Origin of the sequence: Pseudomonas sp. MWU16-30322, from assembly GCF_020515535.1 — a bacterium.
Classification (GTDB): domain Bacteria; phylum Pseudomonadota; class Gammaproteobacteria; order Pseudomonadales; family Pseudomonadaceae; genus Aquipseudomonas; species Aquipseudomonas fluorescens_H.
On record NZ_JAIWYL010000007.1, the window covers coordinates 239,140 to 264,937 of the forward strand.

At 59.8% G+C, this 25,798-nt stretch carries 25 protein-coding genes; 19 read left to right on the forward strand and 6 right to left on the reverse strand.

All coding sequences use genetic code 11. From position 1 onward, the window contains the following. Window positions 1-32 precede the first annotated feature (32 nt). The 8 genes from LCH64_RS16440 (at window position 33) to LCH64_RS16475 (ending at window position 10,809) form a co-directional block, all read left to right on the forward strand. Window positions 33-1,331, forward strand: a complete 1,299-nt coding sequence (locus LCH64_RS16440) for an MFS transporter (RefSeq protein WP_003229625.1) — start codon at window positions 33-35, stop codon at window positions 1,329-1,331. 255 nt (window positions 1,332-1,586) lie between these two features. Then, window positions 1,587-2,591, forward strand: coding sequence for a phosphate ABC transporter substrate-binding protein PstS (locus tag LCH64_RS16445; protein ID WP_086792482.1), 1,005 nt, complete (start codon window positions 1,587-1,589; stop codon window positions 2,589-2,591). A gap of 426 nt (window positions 2,592-3,017) precedes the next feature. Continuing rightward, on the forward strand, window positions 3,018-5,051 hold the full coding sequence (locus LCH64_RS16450; RefSeq protein ID WP_198286833.1) for an ABC transporter permease subunit: 2,034 nt from the start codon (window positions 3,018-3,020) through the stop codon (window positions 5,049-5,051). 15 nt (window positions 5,052-5,066) lie between these two features. Continuing rightward, a complete protein-coding gene (gene pstA, locus LCH64_RS16455) occupies window positions 5,067-6,737 on the forward strand; it encodes a phosphate ABC transporter permease PstA (RefSeq protein WP_003229620.1) in 1,671 nt (556 codons plus the stop codon). Window positions 6,738-6,898: 161 nt separating this feature from the next. Beyond that, window positions 6,899-7,732, forward strand: a complete 834-nt coding sequence (gene pstB, locus LCH64_RS16460; protein WP_103484627.1) for a phosphate ABC transporter ATP-binding protein PstB — start codon at window positions 6,899-6,901, stop codon at window positions 7,730-7,732. 72 nt (window positions 7,733-7,804) lie between these two features. Then, window positions 7,805-8,566, forward strand: a complete 762-nt coding sequence (gene phoU / locus LCH64_RS16465; protein WP_003229617.1) for a phosphate signaling complex protein PhoU — start codon at window positions 7,805-7,807, stop codon at window positions 8,564-8,566. 178 nt (window positions 8,567-8,744) lie between these two features. After that, window positions 8,745-9,704, forward strand: a complete 960-nt coding sequence (locus LCH64_RS16470) for a response regulator (protein WP_226500753.1) — start codon at window positions 8,745-8,747, stop codon at window positions 9,702-9,704. Window positions 9,705-9,912: 208 nt separating this feature from the next. After that, on the forward strand, window positions 9,913-10,809 hold the full coding sequence (locus LCH64_RS16475; protein WP_226500754.1) for a M23 family metallopeptidase: 897 nt from the start codon (window positions 9,913-9,915) through the stop codon (window positions 10,807-10,809). Between the two features lie 171 nt (window positions 10,810-10,980). On the opposite strand, the gene LCH64_RS16480 is transcribed toward LCH64_RS16475, so the two are convergent. From LCH64_RS16480 to phoB, 3 genes are all read right to left on the reverse strand, one after another. Beyond that, window positions 10,981-12,321 carry a hemolysin family protein gene (locus LCH64_RS16480; RefSeq protein ID WP_226500755.1) on the reverse strand — a complete coding sequence of 447 codons (1,341 nt, stop codon included), beginning with the start codon at window positions 12,319-12,321 and terminating at the stop codon, window positions 10,981-10,983. A 123-nt stretch (window positions 12,322-12,444) separates the two neighbouring features. Beyond that, on the reverse strand, window positions 12,445-13,731 hold the full coding sequence (gene phoR, locus LCH64_RS16485) for a phosphate regulon sensor histidine kinase PhoR (protein WP_260525088.1): 1,287 nt from the start codon (window positions 13,729-13,731) through the stop codon (window positions 12,445-12,447). A gap of 74 nt (window positions 13,732-13,805) precedes the next feature. Then, on the reverse strand, window positions 13,806-14,495 hold the full coding sequence (gene phoB, locus LCH64_RS16490) for a phosphate regulon transcriptional regulator PhoB (protein ID WP_003229608.1): 690 nt from the start codon (window positions 14,493-14,495) through the stop codon (window positions 13,806-13,808). Window positions 14,496-14,646: 151 nt separating this feature from the next. Here phoB and LCH64_RS16495 point away from each other — a divergent pair, with 151 nt between their 5' ends. After that, complete coding sequence (locus tag LCH64_RS16495; protein ID WP_103483755.1) at window positions 14,647-15,030, forward strand: hypothetical protein; 384 nt, start codon at window positions 14,647-14,649, stop codon at window positions 15,028-15,030. Between the two features lie 110 nt (window positions 15,031-15,140). Here LCH64_RS16495 and ubiA read toward each other — a convergent pair whose 3' ends face one another. Both ubiA and LCH64_RS16505 read right to left on the reverse strand, forming a co-directional pair. Then, window positions 15,141-16,031, reverse strand: a complete 891-nt coding sequence (gene ubiA / locus LCH64_RS16500; protein ID WP_226500757.1) for a 4-hydroxybenzoate octaprenyltransferase — start codon at window positions 16,029-16,031, stop codon at window positions 15,141-15,143. Further along, window positions 16,031-16,591, reverse strand: coding sequence for a chorismate lyase (locus LCH64_RS16505; RefSeq protein ID WP_226500758.1), 561 nt, complete (start codon window positions 16,589-16,591; stop codon window positions 16,031-16,033). The genes ubiA and LCH64_RS16505 overlap by 1 nt, the downstream gene beginning before the upstream one ends. Before the next feature lie 200 nt (window positions 16,592-16,791). Between LCH64_RS16505 and LCH64_RS16510 the strand changes: the two genes are divergently transcribed. From LCH64_RS16510 to LCH64_RS16520, 3 genes are all read left to right on the forward strand, one after another. After that, window positions 16,792-16,959: a rubredoxin gene (locus LCH64_RS16510; RefSeq protein WP_003229600.1), complete on the forward strand. Its 168-nt coding sequence runs from the start codon at window positions 16,792-16,794 to the stop codon at window positions 16,957-16,959. Between the two features lie 20 nt (window positions 16,960-16,979). Then, window positions 16,980-18,128 (forward strand): FAD-dependent oxidoreductase, encoded by a 1,149-nt coding sequence (locus LCH64_RS16515; protein WP_226500759.1) that lies wholly within the window; start codon window positions 16,980-16,982, stop codon window positions 18,126-18,128. Between the two features lie 190 nt (window positions 18,129-18,318). After that, window positions 18,319-18,594 carry an HU family DNA-binding protein gene (locus tag LCH64_RS16520; RefSeq protein WP_003213368.1) on the forward strand — a complete coding sequence of 92 codons (276 nt, stop codon included), beginning with the start codon at window positions 18,319-18,321 and terminating at the stop codon, window positions 18,592-18,594. Between the two features lie 96 nt (window positions 18,595-18,690). Here LCH64_RS16520 and LCH64_RS16525 read toward each other — a convergent pair whose 3' ends face one another. After that, complete coding sequence (locus LCH64_RS16525; RefSeq protein WP_226500760.1) at window positions 18,691-19,047, reverse strand: hypothetical protein; 357 nt, start codon at window positions 19,045-19,047, stop codon at window positions 18,691-18,693. A gap of 753 nt (window positions 19,048-19,800) precedes the next feature. On the opposite strand from LCH64_RS16525, the gene tssA reads away from it, so the two are divergent. From tssA to LCH64_RS16560, 7 genes are read left to right on the forward strand one after another with little or no spacing between them, the layout of a single operon-like run. Then, window positions 19,801-21,363 (forward strand): type VI secretion system protein TssA, encoded by a 1,563-nt coding sequence (gene tssA, locus LCH64_RS16530; RefSeq protein ID WP_226500761.1) that lies wholly within the window; start codon window positions 19,801-19,803, stop codon window positions 21,361-21,363. Between the two features lie 32 nt (window positions 21,364-21,395). Further along, window positions 21,396-21,899, forward strand: coding sequence for a type VI secretion system contractile sheath small subunit (gene tssB / locus LCH64_RS16535; protein WP_003229587.1), 504 nt, complete (start codon window positions 21,396-21,398; stop codon window positions 21,897-21,899). A gap of 25 nt (window positions 21,900-21,924) precedes the next feature. Beyond that, window positions 21,925-23,400: a type VI secretion system contractile sheath large subunit gene (gene tssC / locus LCH64_RS16540; protein ID WP_003229584.1), complete on the forward strand. Its 1,476-nt coding sequence runs from the start codon at window positions 21,925-21,927 to the stop codon at window positions 23,398-23,400. Between the two features lie 9 nt (window positions 23,401-23,409). Further along, on the forward strand, window positions 23,410-23,817 hold the full coding sequence (gene tssE, locus LCH64_RS16545; RefSeq protein ID WP_003229582.1) for a type VI secretion system baseplate subunit TssE: 408 nt from the start codon (window positions 23,410-23,412) through the stop codon (window positions 23,815-23,817). Window positions 23,818-23,828: 11 nt separating this feature from the next. Continuing rightward, on the forward strand, window positions 23,829-24,353 hold the full coding sequence (locus LCH64_RS16550; RefSeq protein ID WP_226500762.1) for a PAAR domain-containing protein: 525 nt from the start codon (window positions 23,829-23,831) through the stop codon (window positions 24,351-24,353). A 43-nt stretch (window positions 24,354-24,396) separates the two neighbouring features. Further along, window positions 24,397-25,347 (forward strand): DUF6402 family protein, encoded by a 951-nt coding sequence (locus LCH64_RS16555; protein WP_226500763.1) that lies wholly within the window; start codon window positions 24,397-24,399, stop codon window positions 25,345-25,347. Continuing rightward, complete coding sequence (locus LCH64_RS16560; protein ID WP_226500764.1) at window positions 25,334-25,747, forward strand: hypothetical protein; 414 nt, start codon at window positions 25,334-25,336, stop codon at window positions 25,745-25,747. Before LCH64_RS16555 ends, LCH64_RS16560 begins: the two co-directional genes overlap by 14 nt. The last annotated feature ends 51 nt before the right edge of the window (window positions 25,748-25,798 follow it).

Below are 25,798 nucleotides of genomic sequence, written 5' to 3' on the forward strand. Positions count from 1 at the left end.
CGGCGGATCCGACTATAAGAGAAGCCCTTGCCATGACCACAGCGCCTTCGAGCCTCGCGCAGCCCGAGCAACCTGCACGACCCCTGACCCGCAATGACTACAAGACTCTGTCGCTATCGGCCCTGGGCGGTGCGCTGGAGTTCTACGATTTCATCATCTTTGTGTTCTTCGCCACCGTGGTCGGCAAGCTGTTCTTCCCGGCCGACATGCCCGAGTGGCTGCGCCTGATGCAGACCTTCGGCATTTTCGCCGCCGGTTACCTGGCGCGGCCGCTGGGCGGCATCGTCATGGCGCACTTCGGCGACCTGCTGGGACGCAAAAAGATGTTCACCCTGAGCATTTTCATGATGGCCGTGCCGACCCTGATCATGGGCCTGCTGCCAACCTATGCGCAGATCGGTATGTGGGCACCGATCTTGCTGCTGCTGATGCGGGTGATCCAGGGCGCGGCGATTGGCGGTGAGGTGCCGGGGGCGTGGGTCTTCGTTTCCGAACACGTGCCGCAAAAGCACATCGGCTACGCCTGCGGCACCCTGACCAGCGGCCTGACGGCGGGTATCCTGCTCGGCTCGCTGGTCGCTACGGCAATCAACAGCATTTATACGCCGGGGGAAGTCGCGGATTACGCCTGGCGCATCCCGTTCCTGCTCGGTGGTGTGTTCGGTCTGTTCTCGGTGTATCTGCGCCGCTGGCTGCACGAGACCCCGGTGTTCGCCGAACTGCAACTGCGCAAGGCGCTGGCCGAAGAAGTGCCGCTGCGCGCGGTGCTGCGTGACCATCGCGGGGCGATTGCGATCTCGATGCTGCTGACCTGGCTGCTGTCCGCCGGGATCGTCGTGGTGATCCTGATGACCCCGACCGTGCTGCAGACGGTCTATCACTTCTCGCCAACGGTGGCGCTGCAATCGAACAGCCTGGCGATCGTGTTCCTGAGCGTTGGTTGCATCATCTCCGGTGCTCTGGCGGATCGTCTCGGCGCCGGCCGGGTGTTTGTCTTCGGTTCGCTGGGCTTGCTGATCAGTTCCTGGACCTTCTATCACAGCCTCGCCGATCACCCGAACTGGCTGTTCCCGCTGTATGCGCTGACCGGTCTGCTGGTCGGCACCATCGGTGCGGTGCCATACGTGATGGTCAAGGCGTTCCCGCCGGTGGTGCGCTTCAGCGGATTGTCGTTCTCGTACAACGTGGCTTACGCGATCTTCGGTGGCCTGACGCCGATGGTGGTCAGCCTGCTGCTTAAAGAAAGTGCGATGGGCCCGGCTTACTATGTGGCCGTCCTTTGCACGATGGGGATTCTGGTGGGGGCGTGGCTCTGGAAGAAGGGGCGCTGAAAATCTTCACCTGTGGGAGCGGGCTTGCTCGCGAATGCGTTGTGTCAGTCTGCATATGAATAGGCTGACACGGCCTCTTCGCGAGCAAGCCCGCTCCCACATTAGTTCTGTGTTGTTCTCTGAGATCTTCGAATCATCCTGCAAAACCCCGATACTGGCCTTTCATCCAATTGTCATATTTCAGCCATAGAGTGTTCACACGGCCTGCTGATACTTGGCCCCGACTTAACACCCCCTATCTGCTAGGAGTAAGGCATGAAACTGAAGCGTTTGATGGCGGCAATGACTTTTGTCGCTGCTGGCGTTGCGACTGCCCACGCGGTAGCCGCTGGCGTTGACCCGGCAATTCCGGCTTACACCAAAGTCACCGGTGTCTCGGGCAACCTGTCCAGCGTTGGTTCCGACACTCTGGCCAACCTCATGACCCTGTGGGCTGAGAACTACAAGAAAGAATACCCGAACGTAAACATCCAGATTCAGGCCGCTGGCTCTGCAACCGCGCCACCTGCGCTGACTGAAGGCACCTCCAACCTGGGCCCGATGAGCCGCAAGATGAAGGACACCGAACTGGCGGCCTTCGAGCAGAAATACGGCTACAAGCCAACCGCAATCCCGGTTGCCGTGGACGCCCTGGCGGTGTTCGTGCACAAGGACAACCCGATCCAGCACCTGACCATGGAACAGGTTGACGCGATCTTCTCGTCCACCCGTCTGTGCGGCGCCAAAGCCGACGTGAAAACCTGGGGCGACCTGGGCGTAACCGGCGATCTGGCCAACAAGCCAGTGCAACTGTTCGGTCGTAACTCGGTATCCGGTACCTACGGCTACTTCAAGGAAGAAGCCCTGTGCAAAGGCGACTACAAGCCTAACGTCAACGAACAGCCAGGTTCGGCGTCGGTCGTGCAGTCGATCAGCTCCTCGCTGAACGGCATCGGTTACTCGGGCATCGGCTACAAGACCGCCAGCGTGAAGACTGTTGCTCTGTCGAAGAAAGGCAGCACTGACTTCATCGAAGACACCGAAGAAAACGCCCTGAACGGCAAGTACCCGCTGTCGCGCTTCCTCTACGTTTACGTGAACAAGGCCCCGAACAAGCCTCTGGCCCCGCTGGAAGCCGAGTTCGTGAAACTGGTTCTGTCCAAACAGGGCCAGGAAGTCGTAGTGAAAGACGGCTACATCCCGTTGCCAGCCAAAGTTGCTGCAAAAGCACTGGCTGACCTGGGTCTGCAGGAAGGCGGCGCTGAAGTCGCAAAAAAGTAACAAATTGAGTCAGGGGTGAGCCCCGCCTGACTCAAGTGTGGGGCCCGGCCCGCAAGCGGCCGGCTCCCACACCCTCCGAATTTTTCTATCCACTGCCAGTACCCCGCTGGCGGCGGATTTGGTGCGTCACTGCATTGTCATCTTTCTGTCATACAGGATCGCTAGGGTGTGCGCATGAATGATCTGGCCAATTCCCCAATGACTACGACTTCCCCTCCCAAGCGCATTGATTTCAATACGCCTGAGCTGCAACGCAAGCGCCGCATTCGCGCGCTCAAGGATCGCTTCACCCGCTGGTACGTCCTCGTCGGCGGCCTCGCCGTGCTGGCAGCCATCACCCTGATCTTCTTCTTCCTCGCCTACGTCGTTGCACCGTTGTTCCAGGGTGCGAGCCTGACCGCGAAAGATGCCATTACCCCAGCCTGGATGCAGGACGCCGGCAAGCCGCTGATGATTTCGCTCGAAGAGCAGAATCAGGTGGCGATGCGCGTTTCCGACAAGGGCCAGGCGCTGTTCTTCGATATCGACAGTGGCGCTGAATTGAAGCGCGTCGATCTGCCTGTGCCAGCCGGCACCACCGTGACCTCCATTGGCGAAGACCAGCCAGGTCATCCGCTGGTAGCCGTGGGCCTGTCCAACGGCCAGGCGCTGGTGTTCCGTCACACCTATAAAGTCAGCTACCCCGATGGCAAGAAAACCATCACTCCGGCCATCGAATACCCGTATGGCGAAGCGCCGATCGCGGTGAACGAGGGCGGTGGGGCGCTGGAGCACGTCAGCCTCAACGCGACCGATTCGACCCTGATGCTGGTGGGTTCGACCGGTTCGCAGCTCAATGTGCTGGCGCTGACCAGCGAAGAAAACATGATGACCGGCGAAGTCACCAACGAGCAGAAGCGTATCGAGCTGCCGCAGATGACCGAGCCGGTGAAGAACATCTTCGTCGACCCGCGCCAGCAATGGCTGTACGTGGTCAACGGGCGGGCCCAGGCCGACGTGTTCAGCCTGCGCGACAAGAGCCTCAACGGTCGCTACAAACTGCTGGAAAACGCCGACGCCCAAGTCACGGCCTCGACCCAACTGGTGGGCGGTATCTCGCTGATCATCGGTGATTCCACGGGGGGGCTGGCCCAATGGTTCATGGCTCGCGATACCGATGGCGAGTTGCGTCTGAAGCAGATCCGCACCTTCCAGATGGGCACTGCGCCGATCGTTGAAATCACTGCCGAAGAGCGTCGCAAGGGCTTCGTTGCCCTCGATGCCAGCGGCAAGCTCGGCGTGTTCCACAGCACCGCGCACCGCACCCTGCTGGTCGAGCCGGTGGTCGAGGGTCAGGGCCTGTTCGGTCTGTCGCCGCGTGCCAACCGGGTGATCGTCGAGGCCGGCGGCAAGCTGCAACCGCTGCTGCTCGACAACCCGCACCCGGAAGTATCGTGGAGCGCGTTGTGGAGCAAGGTCTGGTACGAAAACTACGACGAGCCTAAATACGTCTGGCAATCGACTGCGGCCAACACCGATTTCGAACCGAAACTGAGCCTCTCGCCACTGACCTTCGGCACCCTGAAAGCCGCGTTCTACGCGATGTTGCTGGCCGCGCCACTGGCGGTTGCCGCAGCGATCTACACCGCGTACTTCATGGCCCCGGGCATGCGCCGCAAGGTCAAACCGGTGATCGAGCTGATGGAAGCGATGCCGACGGTGATCCTCGGTTTCTTCGCCGGTCTGTTCCTCGCGCCCTATGTGGAAGGGCATCTGCCGGGCATCTTCAGCCTGCTGATGCTGCTGCCGATCGGCATTCTGGTCGCCGGTTTTACCTTCAGTCGTCTGCCTGAGTCGATTCGCCTGAAAGTCCCGGATGGCTGGGAAAGTGCGCTGCTGATTCCGGTGATCCTGTTTGTCGGTTGGTTGTCGCTGTACATGAGCCCGTACATGGAGAACTGGTTCTTTGGCGGTGACATGCGCATGTGGATCTCCCACGACCTAGGCATCACCTACGACCAGCGCAACGCTCTGGTGGTTGGGCTGGCGATGGGTTTTGCGGTGATCCCGAACATCTACTCGATCGCCGAAGACGCCGTGTTCAGCGTGCCGCGTGGCTTGACCCTCGGTTCCCTGGCACTTGGTGCCACACCGTGGCAGACCATGACCCGCGTGGTGATCCTCACCGCCAGCCCGGGCATTTTCTCGGCACTGATGATCGGCATGGGCCGTGCGGTCGGCGAAACCATGATCGTGCTGATGGCTACGGGTAACACCCCGGTCATGGAAATGAACCTGTTCGAAGGCCTGCGCACCCTGGCCGCCAACGTCGCGGTGGAAATGCCCGAGTCGGAAGTCGGCGGCAGCCACTACCGCGTGCTGTTCCTCTCGGCGCTGGTGCTGCTGTTGTTCACCTTCGTCATGAACACCCTGGCAGAACTGATTCGTCAGCGTCTGCGCAAGAAATACTCGTCGCTTTAAGAAAGGTAGAAGTCTGTGAAACAGAACTCCCTGAATGGATGGTTCAAGAGCGGCGCCCCGGGCGTCTGGATCAGCGGTGGCGCGGTGTCCATCGCGGTCATCATGACCATTGGCCTGCTGGCGGTGATTGCCGTGCGCGGTCTGGGTCACTTCTGGCCGGCGGACCTGATCCATGCCAGCTACGACGTACCGGGCCAGGCCAATCACCTGGTCATCGGCGAAGTGGTACAGAAAGAAGAAGTGCCGCGTGCACGCCTGAAAAGCGCCGGCCTGCCGGTGCCTGATCAGGGCCCGGAATTCATGACCCGCGAGCTGATCAAGGTCGGCAACCGTGACCTGAACGGCAACGACTTCACCTGGGTGGTCGGCGAGTGGCTGACCAACCAGACTACGCCGCCGGAACTGATGGCGATCGAGCGTCGCGAGTGGGGCAACTTCTACGGCTACCTGGTCAACGTCAAACAGGACGGCAAGGTGATCGCCGAAGGCGAAGCGGCCTGGCCTGAGCTGCAAGCGCGGATCGACCGCGTGAACAAGCTCGCCGCGCAGCTCAAGTCGCTGGAAAAGACTGATATCGGGGCGATCAACGCAGGCCTGGAACGCATCCGTCTGCACGGTCGCAAACTGGAGCTGGACGGCAAGCTTGATGCCACTGCGCAAGCGGACATGGACGCCGAACGTGCCGAGCTGAACGCGCGTTATCAGGACATCGAAGCGCGTCTGGCCGATCTGCATGCGCAGTTCAACCGCGACGCTTTGACCGCTCGCGATGCCAACGGCAAAGAGATCGAAATCGGCCTGGGCAAAGTCGTTCACGCCTATCAGCCGAACGCGATGAGCACCTTCACCAAGGTCGGTTTCTACTTCAGCAAGATCTGGGAATTCCTCTCGGATGACCCGCGTGAAGCGAACACCGAAGGCGGCATCTTCCCGGCGATTTTCGGCACCGTGATGATGACCCTGATCATGGCGATGATCGTGACTCCGTTCGGCGTACTGGCGGCGGTGTACCTGCGCGAATACGCCAAGCAGAACACCCTGACGCGGATCATCCGGATCGCGGTGAATAACCTCGCCGGTGTTCCGGCGATTGTCTACGGCGTGTTCGGTCTGGGCTTCTTTGTTTATGTGTTGGGTGGTTCGGTCGACCGTCTGTTCTTCCCGGAAGCTCTGCCGGCACCGACCTTCGGTACGCCGGGCCTGCTCTGGGCGTCGCTGACTTTGGCGCTGCTGGCGGTACCGGTGGTGATCGTGGCGACCGAGGAAGGTCTGGCGCGTATCCCGCGTACCGTCCGTGAGGGCTCGCTGGCCCTTGGTGCGACCAAGGCGGAAACCCTGTGGAAGATCGTTATTCCGATGGCCAGCCCGGCGATGATGACCGGCATGATCCTCGCCGTGGCCCGCGCCGCCGGTGAAGTGGCGCCGCTGATGCTGGTGGGTGTGGTGAAACTGGCGCCGTCGCTGCCAGTGGACGGCAACTACCCGTACCTGCACCTGGACCAGAAGATCATGCACCTGGGCTTCCACATCTATGACGTCGGCTTCCAGAGCCCGAACGTCGAAGCGGCACGGCCACTGGTGTATGCCACGGCGCTGCTGCTGGTGCTGGTGATCGCGATCCTCAACCTGTCGGCGGTGTGGATTCGTAACCACCTGCGCGAGAAGTACAAGGCTTTGGACAGTTGATATCCCTGTGGGAGCGGGCTTGCTCGCGAAAGCGGTGGGTCAGGCGACATTGATGTTGAGTGTGCCGGCCTCTTCGCGAGCAAGCCCGCTCCCACCCTAGATTGAGTACAGCCGCACCAAGCGGCTAACCGAACCGAATTTGTTAGCACAGGGAGCCTCCCATGCAGCACGAAACACCTACCCACGGCATCAACATGTCGGCCCTGGGGCGCGACAAGCAGAGCCTGAATCTCGAGCAGGAAACCGTGGCCATCGAAGTGCCGGGCCTGAGCCTGTACTACGGCGACAAGCAAGCCCTGTTCGACGTCAGCATGAACATCCCGAAACAGCGCGTGACCGCGTTCATCGGCCCGTCCGGCTGCGGCAAGTCCACGCTGCTGCGTACTTTCAACCGCATGAACGATCTGGTTGACGGCTGCCGTGTCGAAGGCGCGATCAACCTGTACGGCAACAACATCTACCGCAAGGGCGAAGACGTCGCCGAACTGCGTCGTCGCGTCGGCATGGTGTTCCAGAAGCCCAACCCGTTCCCCAAGACCATCTACGAAAACGTGGTCTACGGCCTGCGCATCCAGGGCATCAACAAGAAGCGCATCCTCGACGAAGCGGTCGAGTGGGCCTTGAAAGGCGCGGCGCTGTGGGACGAAGTCAAAGACCGTCTGCACGACTCGGCACTTGGCCTGTCCGGTGGTCAGCAGCAGCGTCTGGTGATTGCCCGCACCATCGCCGTTGAACCGGAAGTGTTGCTGCTCGACGAACCGTGCTCGGCCCTCGACCCGATTTCGACCCTGAAAGTCGAAGAGCTGATCTACGAGCTGAAGTCCAAGTTCACCATCGTCATCGTCACCCACAACATGCAGCAGGCCGCGCGGGTGTCCGACTACACGGCGTTCATGTACATGGGCAAACTGGTGGAATTCGGCGACACCGACACCCTGTTTACCAATCCGGCGAAGAAGCAGACCGAAGACTACATCACCGGTCGTTACGGCTAGCAGACGCTGGTTGTCGCTCACTGAATTGACTGCGGCCCGCCGCACCTTACCGGACGCTCCAAGGACGCCAACATGATTAGTAAAGAAGGCCTTACCCACCACATTTCCGCGCAGTTCAACGCTGAACTGGAAGAAGTGCGCAGCCACCTGCTGGCCATGGGCGGGCTGGTCGAGAAGCAGGTCAACGACGCGGTCACCGCGCTGATCGAGGCCGACTCCGGCCTGGCCCAGCAGGTGCGCGAGATCGACGACCAGATCAATCAGATGGAACGCAACATCGACGAAGAATGCCTGCGCATTCTCGCCCGTCGTCAGCCGGCGGCGTCCGACCTGCGTCTGATCATCAGCATCTCCAAGTCGGTGATCGACCTGGAGCGCATTGGCGACGAAGCGACCAAGATCGCCCGTCGCGCCATTCAACTGTGCGAAGAAGGCGAAGCGCCGCGTGGTTACGTCGAAGTGCGTCACATCGGCGACCAGGTGCGCAACATGGTCCGTGATGCGCTGGACGCGTTTGCCCGTTTCGACGCCGATCTGGCGCTGTCGGTGGCGCAGTACGACAAAGTCATCGACCGCGAATACAAGACCGCGCTGCGTGAGCTGGCCACCTACATGATGGAAGACCCGCGCTCTATCTCGCGGGTTCTGAGCATTATCTGGGTGCTGCGTTCGCTGGAGCGGATCGGCGACCACGCGCGCAACATCTCGGAACTGGTGATCTACCTGGTGCGCGGCACCGACGTGCGTCATCTGGGCCTCAAGCGCATGAAGGAAGAAGTTGAGGGCACAAGCGGCGAAACCGCTAATGTTCCGGGCAATGCTGACGATAAGTAAGATTGCCTGAGAAAAGCGCCCGGCCCTTTGGCCGGGCGTTTTTGTTTGGGCGCTTGAATCAGGAAACCGAATTAAAAAGCAGCACCCGCGAACGAAAAGTCCCGGCGTGACTGAAGATTGTTGGCAATGTGCCATCAGCAAAGCGGTATGCTTGCCGGGATTTTTATAGGGGTGTTGGATGAGCAAGATCAGTGTGTTGGTCGTGGACGACGCTTCGTTCATTCGCGACCTGGTGAAAAAGTGCCTGCGTAACTACTTCCCGGGGATTCGTACCGAGGACGCCATCAACGGCAAAAAGGCCCAGGCGATGCTGGCCAGGGAAGCGTTCGACCTGGTGCTGTGCGACTGGGAAATGCCGGAAATGTCCGGCCTGGAACTGCTGACCTGGTGCCGCGAGCAGGACAACCTCAAGACCATGCCGTTCATCATGGTCACCAGCCGTGGCGACAAGGAAAACGTGGTGCAGGCGATTCAGGCTGGCGTTACCGGCTACGTCAGCAAGCCATTCACCAACGAACAGCTGCTGACCAAGGTCAAGCAGGCGCTGAACAAGGTTGGCAAGCTCGATACCCTGATGAACAGCGCGCCGACCAAGATGAACTCGGCATTCGGTAACGACTCCCTGAGCGCGTTGACCGGCGGCAAGCCTGCCGTGGTCGGTACTGCGCCGGCGGCCGCTGCTGCGGTGAATCCGTTCGCCAAGCCTGCTGTTGTCGCGCCGTCGCCAGCCGCTGCGCCGTCGCGTGGTTTGCTCAACAGCCCGCCGGTACAGGCACCGGCTGCCTCGAAAGCGCCGGCCGGTGGTCGTGGCCAGGGCCAGTTGCGCCTGCCGAGCGGCACCCAGCAATGCGTGATCAAGGCCCTGAGCATCAAGGAAGCGCTGTTGGTGGTGAAACGCACCGACACCCTGCCACAGATCCTCGACAGCGCCGTGCTCGATCTGGAGCAGGGCGACAACGCCGAAATCGCCCGCCTCAACGGCTATCTGCACGCCATCGTTGCCCACGAGCAGAAGGCCGACAGTGACTGGCTGCAACTGACCTTCCGCTTCGTCGATCAGGATGCGCAGAAGCTCGATTACATCTCCCGCCTGATCGCCCGCGGCACGGCGCAGAAGCACTTCGTTCCGGGCGCTTGATCCTCGTCGCCTGACACACCGCCTTCGCGAGCAAGCCCGCTCCCACCTTTGAAATGCATTCCAAGGTGGGAGCGAGCTTGCTCGCGAAGGGGTCATCACTGACGACGTCCATTTTCCAGACTGCCCAATTTGAAACATCTGTCGACTAGCCTGGTCTGTCTCAGCTGCTAGGCTCTTTTCCAGGCCTTACTCGACAGAACCTTTGCCCATGCTCGCGCGCCTGCTGTTTTTCTGTGGTCTTTTCATGGCCTCCACCTCGACTGTGGCCATGACCATCTACAAATCCACCGATGCCAACGGCGTGGTCTCGTACAGCGACCGGCCGAGCAAAGGCTCGCAGGTGTTCGTGTTTCAGGACCGCATGGTCGAGCACCTCGAGCGCCAGGTGTACCTCGATATCAAGAAGCAGAGGGGTACCGACGTGGTGTTCGTGCGCAATGACCTGTATGCGCCGGTCGAGGTGGCGCTGGCGTTCACCGGCATGAGCAATGTGCGTGGCGCCCCGGCGCAAACGATCCGCCGGGTGCTGCCGGCGCGCAGCAATACCCGGTTGGCACTGCTGACGGCGATTAGCGGTAGCCAGCCGCTGGTGTATACGCCGCAGTTCCAGTACTCGCTGGGCGACCCCACTGGCGCCGCGCAGAGCTATCGCTATCCGTTGCCGTGGCGGGGCGGGCCGTTCCGTCTGAGTCAGGGCGCCAACGGCCAGTACAGCCACTACGGGCCGAAGAACAAGTACGCGATGGACATCGCCATGCCGGTGGGCACGCCGATCATTGCCGCACGGGCCGGGGTGGTGGTGAAAACCGAAAACTCGCAGAGCGGGCGCGGCAATGATGCGTCCGGCAATTTCGTCCGGGTGCTGCATGACGACGGCACGATGGGCGTGTACCTGCATCTCAAGCAAGGTTCGGTGAGCGTACGTGAGGGGCAGCGAGTGACGGTCGGCAGCCCGCTGGCGCTATCCGGCAACACCGGCAACAGCAGCGGCCCGCACCTGCACTTTGTGGTGCAGCGCAATACGGGGCAGGGGCTGGTGTCGATTCCGTATCAGTTCAACCAGCCGCTGGGGGCGCTGCCCAACTTTGCGTTGGGCAAACAGTAAAGGCAGTGGAGCTCAACTGTGGCGAGGGAGCTTGCTCCCGCTGGGCTGCGAAGCGGCCCCAAAACCCTGAAACCGCGTTCGATCAGATACACCTAGCACACAGTTCTGCGACTGCTGCGCAGCCGAGCGGGAGCAAGCTCCCTCGCCACAAAAGCTGTCCTGCAATCGCGATCAATCCAGCATCAACACCTTCGCCAGCACAATCTTCGGCCCTTTCATCTTCTTGATGATGATTCGCAGGCCTTCGACTTCCAGCACTTCTTCCTCTTCCGGCACCCGTTTCAGGGTTTCGTAAACGAGGCCAGCCAGGGTTTCGGCTTCGATGTGGTCCAGGTCGATCCCCAACAGGCGCTCAACCTTGAACAGCGGCGTATCGCCACGCACCAGCAGCTTGCCCGGCTGATACGCGAGGATCCCGCGCTCGGCCTTGCGGTGTTCGTCCTGAATGTCGCCGACCAGCACTTCCAGCACGTCTTCCATGGTCAGGTAGCCGATGATGTTGCCGTCGGCCTCCTCGACCACGGCGAAGTGCGAGCCGCCCTTGCGGAACTGCTCCAGCAGCTGCGACAGTGGCATGTGCCGCGACACGCGCTCCAGCGGACGGGTCAGTTCAGCCAGGTTGAACGACTCCGGAATGTGGTCCAGCGCCGCCAGTTCCAGCAGCAGGTCCTTGATGTGCAGCAGGCCGACGAACTCCTGACGCTCGCTGTCGTACACCGGATACCGGCTGAACTTGTGGCGACGGAACATCGCCAGAATTTCTTTCAGCGGCGCGTTGAATTCGAGGGTGATCAGGTCTTCGCGGGAGTTGGCCCAGTCGACCACTTCCAGTTCGCCCATCTCCACCGCCGAGGCCAGCACGCGCATGCCTTGGTCGCTCGGATCCTGACCACGGCTGGAGTGCAGAATCAGTTTCAGTTCTTCGCGGCTGTAATGGTGTTCGTGGTGCGGGCCGGGTTCGCCTTGGCCGGCGATCCGCAGAATCGCGTTGGCGCTGGCATTGAGCAGGTAGATCGCCGGGTACATCGCCCAGTAGAACAGGTACAGCGGCACCGCCGTCCACAGCGACAGCAGCTCGGGTTTGCGGATCGCCCACGACTTGGGTGCCAGCTCACCGACGACGATGTGCAGGTAGGAAATGATGAAGAACGCGGTGAAGAACGAAATGCCCTTGACCACTTCCGGCGAGTGCACGCCGACCGCGCTCAGCAGCGGTTCGAGAATGTGCGCGAATGCCGGCTCACCGACCCAGCCGAGGCCGAGGGAGGCGAGGGTGATACCGAGCTGACACGCCGAGAGGTACGCATCGAGCTGACTGTGGACGGTGCGCAGGATGTGCCCGCGCCAGCCGTTCTTGTCAGCGATGGCCTCGACCCGGGTCGAGCGCAGTTTGACCATGGCGAATTCCGCCGCAACGAAAAAGCCGTTGAGCAAAACCAGGATCAGAGCGAAAAGAATCATGCCGAAGTCGGCGAAAATCGTAGCGAGGGACAAGCCAGGGGAAGGGTCCATGATGGAGTTTTGCAGGTTCCGTGTGATTCGTAAGAGAGAAGAAATCGCGCCTGAAAGGCAGACGCAAGTCAGCCAATGTAGCGGCTGACATGGCGATTGCCTAGTGGCGCGTGCTGGCCGGTATCACTCGGCGGCGCTGATGGCCCGTGCCTGGGCCACCTGGGCCGGGGCGAAATGGCAGGTGAACGTGCTGCCATGACCGGGCACGCTGCTGATCTCCATCCGCGCGCGGTGGCGCAGCAACACGTGTTTGACGATCGCCAGGCCCAGTCCGGTGCCGCCGGTGTTGGAGTTGCGGCTGGAATCGACGCGGTAGAAGCGTTCGGTCAGGCGTGGCAGGTGTTTGCTGTCGATACCGATCCCGGAATCCTGCACGCTCAGGTGCGCGCCTTGCTCGTCGCCCCACCAGCGAATGCGGATGTTGCCCTCGGCCGGGGTGTACTTCACCGCGTTGAACACCAGATTGGAGAAGGCGCTGCGCAGTTCCGCCTCGCTGCCCTTGAGCAGGATGCGCGCATCGGCTTCGAGGGTGATTTTCTGGTTCTTCTGCCCGGACAACTGCTGGGCGTCGCTCTTGATCGATTGCAGCAGGGAATCGATCTGCACCGGCTGGTTGTCCGACGGGTAATCGGTGGCTTCCAGTTTCGCCAACAGCAGCAGGTCGTTGAGCAGCGTCTGCATGCGTCCGCCCTGTTGCTGCATCTGCTGCAGGGCGCGGCTCCAGCGCGGGTTCACTTCCTCGACGTTGTCGAGCAGGGTTTCCAGGTAGCCGCAGATCACCGTCAGCGGTGTGCGCAGTTCGTGGGAGACGTTGGCGATGAAGTCTTTGCGCATCTGTTCCAGCTGATGGATGCGCGTAACGTCGCGCACCAGCATCAAGTGTTCGTTGTTGCCGTAGCGTGTGAGGTACAGCTGAATGCGCACGCGATCATTGGTCGGCGAAGGGATTTCCAGCGGTTCGGCGTAGCTTTCCTGCTCGAAGTATTCCTTGAAGCGCGGATGCCGTACCAGGTTGGTCACCGGTTGGCCGCTGTCCTGCGGGGTCTTGAGGCCGAGCAGGGTTTCGGCGGCGCGGTTCCACCACTCCAGGTTGCCGTCGCTGTCGAGCATGATCACCGCGTCTTTCAGTGCGGCCGTCGACTCCTGCACCCGGTCGATCACCGCTTGCAGGCGCCCGCGCACCCGTTGGTCGCGGCGTTGCAGGTGGTAGATGCTGTCGAACACCTCACCCCACAGGCCGTAGCCGTCGGGCGGTGCTTCATCGGGTTGGTGCAGGCGCAGCCATTCGTGCAGGCGCAGCAGTTGCTTGAGCGTCCAGGCCAGGTAAAGGCCCAGGCCTGCAGCGAGGCTCCAGCCGTAATAGCCGGTGATCAGGCCGATCACCAGACACGCTGTGACCAGCAACAGCATGTGGCGAATCAGGGTGCCATGCCAGTTTTGATTCACGGAAAATACGGTCCTTGTCAGCGAGTCTGGCGGTCGGATCAGGCCTTGGTGGAAAACCGGTAGCCGGTGCCGCGCACGGTTTGTACCAGATTTTCGTAGGCGTCGCCGAGGGCCTTGCGCAGGCGGCGGATGTGCACGTCGACGGTGCGTTCTTCAACATAGACGTTGCCGCCCCAGACCTGATCCAGCAACTGCCCGCGCGTGTAGGCGCGTTCCTGGTGGGTCATGAAGAATTGCAGCAGACGGTATTCGGTCGGGCCCATCTCGGCCGGACGGCCGTCGATGGTCACGCGGTGGCTGATCGGGTCGAGCAGCAGGCCGCCGACTTCGATCGGCGCTTCGCCATCGGTCGGACCGGCGCGGCGCAGCACAGCCTTGAGGCGGGCGACCAGTTCGCGTGGGGAAAACGGTTTGGTGATGTAGTCGTCGGCGCCGACTTCAAGACCCTGGATCTTGTTGTCCTCTTCGCCCTTGGCGGTGAGCATGATGATCGGGATGTCCCCGGTCAGTTCGTCACGCTTGAGGCGGCGGGCCAGTTCGATGCCGGAGGTGCCTGGCAGCATCCAGTCGAGCAGGATCAGGTCCGGTTTGCGGTCAACGATGATGGCGTGTGCCTGCTGCGAGTTCTCCGCCTCGAGGCAGTCATAGCCGGCCATTTCCAACGCAACGGCGATCATTTCGCGAATGGGCGCTTCGTCGTCGACGATCAGAATGCTCCTGCCAACCATGCCTTAATCCTCTTGTCATTTAACTGTCTTGCGCCGCATTAGATAACGGAATTATTGCAGTCGTGTGACAGTATTTTAGTCGCCCGGCGGTTGGCGTGATCCTGGACTAAGCTCTAAGTCCGAATCCTGACAACCACAAAAGAAGGTTTCCATGACACAAATGACTGCTTCTTTCAAAGCTCTGCTGCTGGCTGCTGCACTGGCATTGCCTGGATTAGCCATGGCGGCCGAGCCCGCCATGATGAAGGACGGCATGATGGTCGACCACAAAGGCATGACCGTTTATACGTTCGACAAAGACGCTGGCGGCAAGTCGATGTGCAACGGTGATTGCGCCAAGAACTGGCCGCCGATGATGGCGCCGGCGGGTGCCAAGGCTGAAGGCAAATGGACGGTCATCAAACGCGATGACGGCATGATGCAATACGCTTATGACGGCAAGCCGTTGTACACCTTCATGAAGGACGAAAAACCTGGAGAAATGAAAGGTGACGGCATGAAGGAGATGTGGCACGTGGTGCACGAGCACAAGTAAACGCAAACCCCCTGTAGCAGTGACCCTGCTCGCGATGACGGTGTATCAGTTAACAGCAATGTGGCTGATACACCGTCATCGCGAGCAGGCTCACTCCTACAGGTTTGTGTTTAGAGCAGCGCGTAATCCAGCACGATCCCGACAAAAATCGCCAGCCCAGCCCAGTGGTTGTGCAAAAACGCCTTGAAGCAGCGCATGCGGTCGCGATCACGGGTGTACCAGAACTCCCACGCATAGCATCCAGCGGCCACCAACAGGCCGAGATGGAACCAGATGCCCAGCTCGAACTTCGACCCGGCCAGCAACAGGCAACCCAGCGACAGCGCCTGCAACGTCAGGATGATCACCCGATCCGCATCGCCGAACAGAATCGCCGTGGATTTCACGCCGATCTTCAGGTCGTCGTCACGATCAGTCATCGCGTAATAGGTGTCGTAACCCACCGTCCACAGCAGATTGGCGATCCACAGCAGCCACGCCGCCGCCGGCAACTCGCCGGTTTCGGCGGTGAATGCCATCGGCATGCCCCACGAGAACGCCGCGCCGAGTACCACTTGCGGGTAATAGGTGTAGCGCTTCATGAACGGGTAGGTGAATGCCAGCGCCAGGCCGCCCAGCGACAGCCAGATGGTCGGCGCATTGGTGCACAGCACCAGCAGGAAGCTCACGCCCATCAGCAGCGCGAAGAACACCAGCGCCTCTTTCGAACTGATCTTGCCGCTGGCCAGAGGGCGTTGCGCGGTGCGTTTGACGTGGCCATCGACCTTGCGGTCGGCCCAGTCGTTGATCACGCAGCCACCGGCACGGGTCAACACCACGCCGAGGACAAAAATCGCGATGTTGGCCAGCGATGGCGAACCCTTGCCGGCAATCCACAGCGCCCACAGCGTCGGCCACAGCAGCAGGTAAATGCCGATCGGCTTGTCCATGCGCGTCAGCTGAATGAAATCCCAGGCGCGCGGGTTCAAGCGGTTCAGGGACTTGAGCAGACTCTGGTACATCAGCAGATCTCCGGATGGGCGCGGGCGGCAATCCACAGGCTTGGCAGGAAGATTTCCGCGACCAATACGCTCAGTGCGCCACGGTCGAAACGCGAACGTCGGCCCCACAGCTCGGGTGCTTTCACGTCTGGCGGCAACCATTGTTCAGGGTAGTGACAAACTTCGAGGGCACGACGCTGGAAGGCCTGGTCGCAAAACAGCAGTTCGCCCAGCGAGCGGCTGCCGAGTTCGTCCATGTGCAAGCCGTCGCCTTGCAGGGCGGCGCGTGAAGCCACGCTGCGGGCGAACACCCAGGCTTCGCCGTGACCGCGCAGATACACCTCGCGCACCCAGCCTTCGCTGCCTTCGGCCAGATCCAGCGCCGCGCATTCGTCGCTGCGCAGGGTGTCCCAGCCTTCGAACAACGGCGTGACGCTGAAGCCGTCATTCGACAGCCGCGTCAGGCGGCGGGTCAGTGAGCCTTCGTCGAACAACCAGTCCAGGGTCAACGAATCGGGAAGGGGCGTCAGTCGGCTTTGAGTCAGCCAGAGCGGGGCCGGGCAGGCATTTGAATGTTGCACAATGAGTCATTATTGGCCGCAAATGAGGCGGCGAGCTTAACATGGCGTGCTGCGAATTTGATGGATCCGGGGCGCCGTTGCGCCGAACAGGCTTGCATCTGCCCGGCACCCTCAGTACAAAACGCCCTGAGCCGGATGGCAGCGCTCCCACCATCGACCGTCCGCGCCGACAAAAGCCTGAATCCTGAGGAAGTACCTGAATGAAAAAGTGGCAATGCATCGTCTGCGGCCTGATCTACAACGAAGCTGACGGTTGGCCGGATGACGGCATCGCGCCGGGCACCCTGTGGCAGGACGTGCCGGAAGACTGGCTGTGCCCGGACTGCGGCGTGGGCAAGTCGGACTTCGAAATGATCGAAATCAACTGAGAAAAACCAAGGAGTAAGGTATGAACGCACCTGTCGTAATCGTCGGCACCGGGCTTGCGGGTTACAACCTGGCCCGGGAGTTTCGCAAACTCGATGGCGAAACCCCGCTGCTGCTGATTACCGCCGATGACGGGCGCTCTTACTCCAAGCCGATGCTTTCCACCGGTTTCGGCAAGAACAAGGACGCCGATGGCCTGAGCATGGCCGAACCCGGCGCCATGGCCGAGCAGTTGAAGGCCGAAGTGCGCACCCACACGCGCATCAGCGGCATCGACGCCGGCCACAAGCGCCTGTGGATCGGCGAAGAAGCGGTGTACTACCGCGACCTGATCCTCGCCTGGGGCGCCGAAACCGTGCGTGTGCCGATCGAGGGTGATGGCTCCGAGCTGGTATTCCCGATCAACGATCTCGAAGACTATGCGCGCTTTCGTGCAGCCGCTGCGGGCAAACGCCGCGTCTTGCTGCTGGGGGCGGGCCTGATCGGCTGCGAATTTGCCAATGACCTGATCCTCGGTGGTTACGAGGTGCAACTGGTGGCGCCGTGCGAGCAAGTGATGCCGATGCTGCTGCACCCGGCCGCTGCGGCCGCCGTGCAGGCCGGGCTGGAAAGCCTGGGCGCGCGTTTTCACCTCGGCCCGGTGCTGACCCGCCTGCAAAAAGTCGCAGACGGGCTGGAAGCGCATCTGTCCGACGGGCAGGTGATTGCCTGCGATGTCGTGGTGTCGGCCATCGGCCTGCGCCCGCGCATCGATCTGGCCGCGGCGGCCGGGGTGCAGGTCAATCGCGGTGTCGTAGTCGACCGCTACCTGAAGACTTCCCACGCCAATATCTACGCCTTGGGCGACTGCGCCGAGGTCGATGGGCTGAATCTGTTGTACGTGATGCCCCTCATGAGCTGTGCGCGTGCGCTGGCACAAACCCTGGCGGGCAATCCGACGGCCGTGAGTTACGGCCCGATGCCGATCACGGTGAAAACTCCGGTGTGCCCGTTGGTCGTTTCGCCACCGCCACGGGGCAGCGAAGGCGTCTGGACCGTCGAAGGGCAGGGCGCCGACATCAAGGCCCTGTGCCACAGTGCCGATGGTCAGTTGCTCGGCTATGCGCTGACCGGCGCGGCGGTGATGGAAAAACTTGCTCTGAACAAACAGCTTCCGGCCCTGCTGGCGTAAATACCGGTCGTTCTGTCGGAATCACCCCGCTTTTGCCCCTACAAAGGTCGCGGGGAGACTGGCGCCGCCGGTATCCGCGTGCCATTCTCACTCCCGTCTGCCGCAGAGTAGAGCCTGCGGCGCCTTGGGCGCTGTTCCAACGAGAACAGCACGGACATAACAACAAAAAACCGTCAAAGGGGCTTCACTAATGCGTAAACCAGAACTCGCCGCTGCAATCGCTGAAAAAGCGGATCTGACCAAAGAACAGGCCAACCGCGTTCTCAACGCCGTCCTCGAAGAAATCACCGGCGCTCTGCACCGCAAGGACAGCGTCACGCTGGTGGGCTTCGGCACCTTCCTGCAACGCCACCGCGGCGCCCGCACCGGCAAGAACCCGCAAACCGGTGAGCCGGTGAAGATCAAGGCCAGCAACACCGTGGCATTCAAGCCAGGCAAGTCGTTGAAAGACAGCGTCAATCCTTGAATTGCGGCGAACTCCCTGTGTAGCGGGGAGAACTGCAATAAAAAATGGGCACACCGATTGCGGTCGGGTGCCCATTTTTTGTAGCCGTAAATCGGCTTATTGACGCCGGAAGCAGGCCTTGCCGTTGCCGAAATCCACGGCCAGACAGTTCGGTTCGATCGCCAGTTGCAGATCCTGAAACAGGCCGGACAAATCGCTGTCCGACGCCGGTTTGGTATCGCTCTTCAGCGTCACGGTGTTGTTTTGCATCTGCCAGGTGCCTTTGGCAAAGCCGTCTGCGCTGCCATACGACGCGCCGGCGTCAAACGTGCCGTCCTTGTGCAGCAGCAACTCGGCGCCCATCTCCATTGCACCGGTCAGATAGTAATGACCGTCCAGTGGCGGGGTGTCTGCAGAGGCGTGAGTGACGGGAAGCCACAGCAGTGCTGCGAACAACAGGGGTTTCAATTCCATGAGGTAAAGCTCCTTGGCGGCTCCGGGGTCAGGAGCCGAATGAGATGCAGGCTCCGGACCGTGGCTCAACAGTCAGCCGGCCTAGTTGACATTGCCGGGCGAAAAGAATTTACCAAGGCAAGCTGGCAACGTGGGAAATAAAACGATGTAAGAATTATCCCTGACATTTGTCAGAGTATTTTCGGCGTGGAAGTGTTGCGTAAGTGGTGGAAAAAGACTGTTGGATCGCACTTCGATAATTATTGAGTTGGCACTGAAGTACAGCATTCACGAGATGAATAAAGTTTCAGAAAAATGAATTGCCATCAAATTGATGGCACTTTTTTTGTTGAGCGTTGTCGCCGCTGAATTGTTTGTAAATCCAGCGGGTTTTCGGAAAAATCCTACTTCTATTTTTTTCGAGAGTTGTCATGCTGGCCCCCGTGTAATAGGACGGATGTTCGACGCGATTCGCGCAGGCTGGATCGGGCCGCTCTGGATCAAGGGTTCTGAGGGGGCAGGGCAGATGCGTGCAATATAAATCGATATCAGGGATTCCCCTGCCACATATAGGGCGATCTCCTACACGGCCCAATGAACACTTCGTCTTGTTGTTTAACCAGATGCTTGCTAGTGGCCATCATAGTGATTACGATGCGCCCACTTGAAAGAGCACATCTCAATTGGATGAGTCGCTTCACCGCTCTTCGATACTGTCCCGCGCCGTGGCAACTCCAATAGGCGCATGACTGTAATCCTAATTAAAGGCCATGGATGTCCTACTCAAGCAAACTTTCCGCCCATTACCTCGAACTCGCAAAAGTCTCTGTTTCCAAAGAGAATTTCGCGGGCGAAGACGTTCGTTTTTCGAGCGAATTCGAGGCGCTGGAAAGCGAGCTGGCCAAGGCTTCGTCGATGCACGAAAGCGGGCAGATCGACTGGCTGAAAATCCGTGAAAACAGCGAAAATCTGCTGCGCACCCAATCCAAGGATTTGCGCGTCGGCGCCTGGCTGACCTGGTCGTTGTACCAGCGTGAATCCTTCCCCGGGCTGCTGGCCGGCCTCGGTCTGCTGCACCATCTGTCGGAAAATCACTGGGCCGACGTTCACCCGCTCAAACCACGCACCCGTGCCGCCGCCATCGGCTGGCTGGTGCCGCGTCTGGAGCAGGTGCTCACCGAAAACATCGCGATCAAGGAACAGCTGCCGATGTTCCGGCAGTTGTCCGAGCATCTGGCCGGCCTCGATGCCGCGTGCACCGAGCACTTGGGCGATGACGCGCCGCTGTTGCTGCCGCTCTCGCGTCGCTTGAAAACCATGATCCAGCGCGCCGCGGACAACCAGCCGGCCCCCGGTGTGGTGGGCGCAGCGGTGGCGCAGGTCAAACAGGCCGCGAGCCAGTTGCTGACCCCCGGCGCACCGATCGACAACGAAAAAGACGCCTACAAGGCCCTGCGCGCCCAGCAGGAAAGCGCGCGTCCGTTGTGTGCCTGGTGGCTCAAGCAGAAGGCCACCGACCTGCGCGCTCTGCGTCTGAACCGCACTTTGCTCTGGCTGCCGATCGACGCGGTGCCTGAGCGCAATGCCGAGCAGATCACCGTGCTGCGCGGTCTGCCTGTCGACAAGCTCAAGCAGTATCAGGATCGCTTCGATCAGGGCAAATACGCCGACCTGCTGGTGGAACTGGAGGCGAGCCTGGCGAAGGCGCCGTTCTGGTTCGATGGCCAGAGGATGGTCTGGGAATGTCTCCAGAACCTCAACGCCGAGATGGCAATGCGCGAAGTGGAAATCCACTTCGCGCTTTTGGTTCAGCGCTTGCCCGGCATCATCGAATGTCGTTTCCATGACGGCGCGCCGTTTGCCGATCCGTCCACCCGGGCGTGGATCGCCGGCAATGTCATGCCGCACCTGCAAAGCGCCAGTGCGCCGCGCAAGGTCGAAACCGACGCCGTCGAAACCCAGCCCGCCTGGGAAAAGGCCCTGCAGGAAGTGCTGCCGCTGCTGCGCAAGGAAGGCCTCAAGCCTGCCGTGCAAATCCTCAAGCAGGGGCTGCAATCGGCCCACGGTGGCCGCGAGCGGTTTTTCTGGCAGTTCGCCCTCGCGCGACTGTGCTTCATGGCCAAGAAGTACGAACTGGCCAAGAACCAGCTGGAAACCCTCGATCAGACATTACAGGACTCAGGCCTGCACGCCTGGGAGCCCGATCTTGCATTGGAAGTGCTGCACCTGCTGCACAGTTGCTGCGAGTTGTTACCGCAGAACCATGCAGTGCGTGAACGCAAGGAAGAGATTTATCGCAGGCTGTGCCACCTCGATCTCGAAGTGGTACTCGAATAGGCCCCAGGGCCACAACCGCAAGGAGAAAAGCCATGGCCAAAGAAGGCTCGGTAGCCCCCAAGGAACGCATCAACGTCACCTTCAAACCCGCCACCGGCGGTGCTCAGGAAGAGATTGAACTGCCGCTGAAGCTGCTGGCAATCGGTGACTACACCCACCGCAAGGACGATCGCAAAATCGAAGATCGCAAGCCGATCAGCATCGACAAGATGACCTTCGACGAAGTGTTGGCCAAGCAAGAACTGGGTCTGACGCTGAGCGTGCCGAACCGTCTGCAGGAAGATGGCGAGGCCGACGAGCTGGCTGTGCAACTGCGCGTCAATTCGATGAAGGACTTCAACCCGGCCAGCCTGGTCGAGCAAGTGCCTGAGCTGAAAAAACTGATGGAACTGCGCGATGCGCTGGTGGCCCTCAAAGGCCCGCTGGGTAACGCACCTGCGTTCCGTAAAGCGATCGAAGGCGTGCTCGCCGACGACGAATCCCGCGGTCGCGTACTCGGTGAGCTGGGCCTGAACGCCGCAGCCCCGGACGCCTGAGACTCCAGCCAAGGAAGCCAACACAATGAGCACTAGCGCAGCACAAGAGAAGAGCGCCGAAAGCGGCGAGTACAGCATTCTCGACAGCATCATCGCCGAAACCCGTCTGACTCCGGACGACGAAGCCTACGACATCGCCAAGCGTGGCGTGTCGGCGTTCATCGAAGAACTGCTCAAGCCGCAGAACAACGGTGAGCCGGTCAAGAAGGCCATGGTTGACCGCATGATCGCCGAGATCGATGCCAAGCTCAGCCGTCAGATGGACGAGATCCTGCACCACCCGGACTTCCAGGCTCTGGAATCGTCGTGGCGTGGCCTGCAGTTGCTGGTCGACCGCACCAACTTCCGCGAAAACATCAAGATCGAAATCCTCAACGTCTCCAAAGAAGACCTGCTGGACGATTTCGAAGACTCGCCGGAAGTCATGCAGTCGGGCCTGTACAAGCACATCTACACCGCTGAATACGGCCAGTTCGGTGGTCAGCCGGTGGGCGCGATCATCGCCAACTACTTCATGTCCCCAAGCTCGCCGGACGTGAAACTGATGCAGTACGTGGCCAGCGTTTCGTGCATGTCCCACGCGCCGTTCATCGCTGCGGCCGGCCCGAAATTCTTCGGTCTGGAAAGCTTCACCGGCCTGCCGGATCTGAAAGATCTTAAAGACCACTTCGAAGGCCCGCAATTCGCCAAATGGCAGAGCTTCCGTACTTCGGAAGATTCCCGCTATGTCGGTCTGACCGTGCCGCGTTTCCTGCTGCGTAACCCGTACGATCCGGAAGAAAACCCGGTGAAATCGTTCGTGTACAAGGAAACCGTCGCCAACAGCCACGAGCACTACCTGTGGGGCAACACCGCTTTCGCGTTCGGCACCAAGCTGACCGACAGCTTCGCCAAATTCCGCTGGTGCCCGAACATCATCGGCCCACAGAGCGGTGGCGCAGTTGAAGACCTGCCGTTGCACCACTTCGAAAGCATGGGCGAAATCGAAACCAAGATCCCTACCGAGGTTCTGGTCTCCGACCGTCGTGAATACGAACTGGCCGAGGAAGGCTTCATCTCCCTGACCATGCGCAAAGGCTCCGACAACGCGGCGTTCTTCTCCGCCAGCTCGGTGCAGAAGCCGAAGTTCTTCGGCATTAGCGCAGAAGGCAAGGCGGCAGAGCTGAACTACAAGCTCGGCACCCAACTGCCGTACATGATGATCGTCAACCGCCTGGCTCACTACTTGAAAGTGCTGCAGCGCGAGCAACTCGGTTCGTGGAAAGAACGTACCGACCTCGAGCTGGAACTGAACAAGTGGATCCGCCAGTACGTGGCCGACCAGGAAAACCCGAGCGCCGAAGTCCGTGGCCGTCGTCCGCTGCGTGCTGCGCAAGTGATCGTCAGCGACGTTGAAGGCGAGCCGGGCTGGTACCGCGTCAGCTTGAACGTGCGTCCGCACTTCAAGTACATGGGTGCCGATTTCACCCTGTCGCTGGTTGGCAAGCTGGACAAAGAGTAAGAGCAGCTCATGGACGGATACGGCAGCCTTTTCGAACGCCTCAACGGCGATGCGGAACTACGCAAGGGCAGGAGCCTCGAGGCTTCTGCCATGGCGTCGGTGGCTGCCCATCTGGCCAAAATGCTCAGCACCCGGGCGGGCAGCGTGCAAACGCTGTCCGACTACGGGTTGCCCGATCTCAATGACATGCGCCTGAGCCTGCACGACTCCCTGAGTCAGGCCCGCCTGGCCATCGAAAGCTTCATCGAAGCCTACGAACCGCGCCTGAGCAACGTGCGTGTCATTTCCCTGCCGCGTGACCACGACCAGCTGCGGCTGGCCTTCAGCATCGAAGGCCTGCTGGAAGTCGAGGGTTTCAAGCGTCAGGTCAGTTTTTCCGCGCGCCTGGATGGCAGCGGTCAAGTGAAGGTCACCTAAGGAGATTCCCGATGTCTGGCAAACCCGCAGCACGCGTATCCGACCCCACCGCTTGCCCACTTCCAGGCCACGGTACCAACCCGATCGCCGCCGGTTCCGGCGACGTGTTCTTCGACGGCCTCGCGGCCGCCCGCCAAGGCGATGCCTCGGCGTGTGGTGGTGCGTTGGTCGGCGATCTGGCGACTACGGTTTTGATCAATGGCAAACCAGCTGCGACCGTAGGTTCGGTTGGTGCTCACGGCAACAAGGTCACGGCAGGTTCCGGGACAGTGATTATCGGTAATTCGCACTCGCCGGCGCCGTTTGTGCCGCCGTTGCCGGTCGAGATTCAGTGGCCGTTTAACGAGCACTTTGTGATCAATTGCCAGGACAGCGGTGAGCCCTTAGCCGGTGTTGAATACACGATCAAAACTGCTTCAGGAAAAATCATTCAAGGGGTGACGGACAAAAGTGGTCGAACACAAACCGTGTTTTCCGAAGTGCAGGAGGCGTTCGAGTTGGTGATTGAACCGCAATCGAGAGTCTTGATCGCCTGATGGTCGCGCCCGTAAGCGGGATGTTTTTGAACAGGAGTTTGATATGGCCACCACTACAGTTAGTTCAACGATGACTCCCGCCAGTAACAAGGTGGGGCGGTCGGTGGCCGTGCGCCTGTTCAAAGTGACCGATATTCCCGATGCCATGAGAAAAATGAACTGGCATGTGGCGGCTGATTTGATGCGGCACTGGTTTGACGGAAATCCATGGCCGAACACTGACGATGGTGGAATGGCAGAACTTGTAAAGTCTCATGATGAATTCGCTCCCGCCGAGTACATCAACGAAACTATCGTCACGATGGATTGGGCGATGACGTTCGATAGAACCAAAGCGGCTGTTGATATCTTGCGCAATCGCTGGAATAACCAGGCCGCCCGGAATCACCTGCGCAGAAAGGTAATACTAGGTTTTAAAGATGCAGCGCCTGGCGTGTACCCTTTCAAATTTGAAAAGGCAAGTGATGTCGAAAGATTTGGTTATGCCAATAGTACGAAGATTGAGTTCAATCAAGGCGGTGATGATGAAGTTAACGAGCTGCGGGCGGCACTCGCTAATTTTAACGTGCATGTTTTTGCGGACGGGAATATTAGAGTCACCGAGGAAACCATCACACTTATCCCAGAGCGGATTGGTTTTTATGTAGAGGATTCCTACGATTTCAATGATAGCTGGTTCGAACCTAGCCAGGCATTGGGTTACTGGAACTTCGACGGCCTGGAAACCAGTCTTAAAAAGGGGCTTTCTCAAAACGCAGATATCCGGGTCAAGCAGAACAACATTGCTTTTCAAGCCAGAGGCGGTTTGAGTCCTGAGCAGGCGAAGGAAATGAACGCGCTAGAGCATAAACATTATATGTTTGTGCAAAATGGAGACTTTAAAAAGTACCGGAAGGAGAGCGGTAAAGGCGGAGATTTCCGTGTCTACTCCGATATCTTGTATGAGAACGTCAGTGCAGAACCGATAGAGTTTCAAAAAAATGACGAAAAATAATAAAGTCATTAATTGTTTTTTTGCGCTGGTAGCCAGCGTGGCTATTGTTTTTTTTGTTCTTGTCGCCGATGTGCTTGATCGTGAAGCGTACGTGTCGAACGTCATCAAGTCTGGTAGTTATAAAGTCGAAGCTGTTAGAGCGGGTCCGGTGCTGGTGTCGTCTAATCTGATTTATCTCCGGTTTACCGATTTGAAGCAACCCGGGCAGATATACCGTACACCGCTGATGTCGAAAACTTCGTTGGACATGCAGTCTTATGAGGATAAAAAAGTCGCGGGAGTTACTTGGGTTGATTTCGATAAGTCTCGTCGTATTTTTATATTGTCCATTCCCGACTGGAAAGAGCATTGGGCGAATTTTTTCATCAGTAATACGGCCTATGAAGTGATACCTAACTAATGGTGCTTTATTGGAATTCTGCGCCCATGAAAGCTGATGTATATCTTGAGA

What these genes read in the sequence shown, in the direction of transcription:
- LCH64_RS16440 (WP_003229625.1), top strand. Translation starts at nt 33, where the DNA reads ATGACCACAGCGCCTTCGAGCCTCGCGCAGCCCGAGCAACCTGCACGA.
- LCH64_RS16445 (WP_086792482.1), top strand. Translation starts at nt 1,587, where the DNA reads ATGAAACTGAAGCGTTTGATGGCGGCAATGACTTTTGTCGCTGCTGGC.
- LCH64_RS16450 (WP_198286833.1), top strand. Translation starts at nt 3,018, where the DNA reads ATGCAGGACGCCGGCAAGCCGCTGATGATTTCGCTCGAAGAGCAGAAT.
- pstB (WP_103484627.1), top strand. Translation starts at nt 6,899, where the DNA reads ATGCAGCACGAAACACCTACCCACGGCATCAACATGTCGGCCCTGGGG.
- phoU (WP_003229617.1), top strand. Translation starts at nt 7,805, where the DNA reads ATGATTAGTAAAGAAGGCCTTACCCACCACATTTCCGCGCAGTTCAAC.
- LCH64_RS16470 (WP_226500753.1), top strand. Translation starts at nt 8,745, where the DNA reads ATGAGCAAGATCAGTGTGTTGGTCGTGGACGACGCTTCGTTCATTCGC.
- LCH64_RS16475 (WP_226500754.1), top strand. Translation starts at nt 9,913, where the DNA reads ATGCTCGCGCGCCTGCTGTTTTTCTGTGGTCTTTTCATGGCCTCCACC.
- LCH64_RS16480 (WP_226500755.1), bottom strand. Translation starts at nt 12,321, where the DNA reads ATGGACCCTTCCCCTGGCTTGTCCCTCGCTACGATTTTCGCCGACTTC.
- phoR (WP_260525088.1), bottom strand. Translation starts at nt 13,731, where the DNA reads ATGCTGTTGCTGGTCACAGCGTGTCTGGTGATCGGCCTGATCACCGGC.
- phoB (WP_003229608.1), bottom strand. Translation starts at nt 14,495, where the DNA reads ATGGTTGGCAGGAGCATTCTGATCGTCGACGACGAAGCGCCCATTCGC.
- LCH64_RS16495 (WP_103483755.1), top strand. Translation starts at nt 14,647, where the DNA reads ATGACACAAATGACTGCTTCTTTCAAAGCTCTGCTGCTGGCTGCTGCA.
- ubiA (WP_226500757.1), bottom strand. Translation starts at nt 16,031, where the DNA reads ATGTACCAGAGTCTGCTCAAGTCCCTGAACCGCTTGAACCCGCGCGCC.
- LCH64_RS16510 (WP_003229600.1), top strand. Translation starts at nt 16,792, where the DNA reads ATGAAAAAGTGGCAATGCATCGTCTGCGGCCTGATCTACAACGAAGCT.
- LCH64_RS16515 (WP_226500759.1), top strand. Translation starts at nt 16,980, where the DNA reads ATGAACGCACCTGTCGTAATCGTCGGCACCGGGCTTGCGGGTTACAAC.
- LCH64_RS16520 (WP_003213368.1), top strand. Translation starts at nt 18,319, where the DNA reads ATGCGTAAACCAGAACTCGCCGCTGCAATCGCTGAAAAAGCGGATCTG.
- LCH64_RS16525 (WP_226500760.1), bottom strand. Translation starts at nt 19,047, where the DNA reads ATGGAATTGAAACCCCTGTTGTTCGCAGCACTGCTGTGGCTTCCCGTC.
- tssA (WP_226500761.1), top strand. Translation starts at nt 19,801, where the DNA reads ATGTCCTACTCAAGCAAACTTTCCGCCCATTACCTCGAACTCGCAAAA.
- tssB (WP_003229587.1), top strand. Translation starts at nt 21,396, where the DNA reads ATGGCCAAAGAAGGCTCGGTAGCCCCCAAGGAACGCATCAACGTCACC.
- tssC (WP_003229584.1), top strand. Translation starts at nt 21,925, where the DNA reads ATGAGCACTAGCGCAGCACAAGAGAAGAGCGCCGAAAGCGGCGAGTAC.
- tssE (WP_003229582.1), top strand. Translation starts at nt 23,410, where the DNA reads ATGGACGGATACGGCAGCCTTTTCGAACGCCTCAACGGCGATGCGGAA.
- LCH64_RS16550 (WP_226500762.1), top strand. Translation starts at nt 23,829, where the DNA reads ATGTCTGGCAAACCCGCAGCACGCGTATCCGACCCCACCGCTTGCCCA.
- LCH64_RS16555 (WP_226500763.1), top strand. Translation starts at nt 24,397, where the DNA reads ATGGCCACCACTACAGTTAGTTCAACGATGACTCCCGCCAGTAACAAG.
- LCH64_RS16560 (WP_226500764.1), top strand. Translation starts at nt 25,334, where the DNA reads ATGACGAAAAATAATAAAGTCATTAATTGTTTTTTTGCGCTGGTAGCC.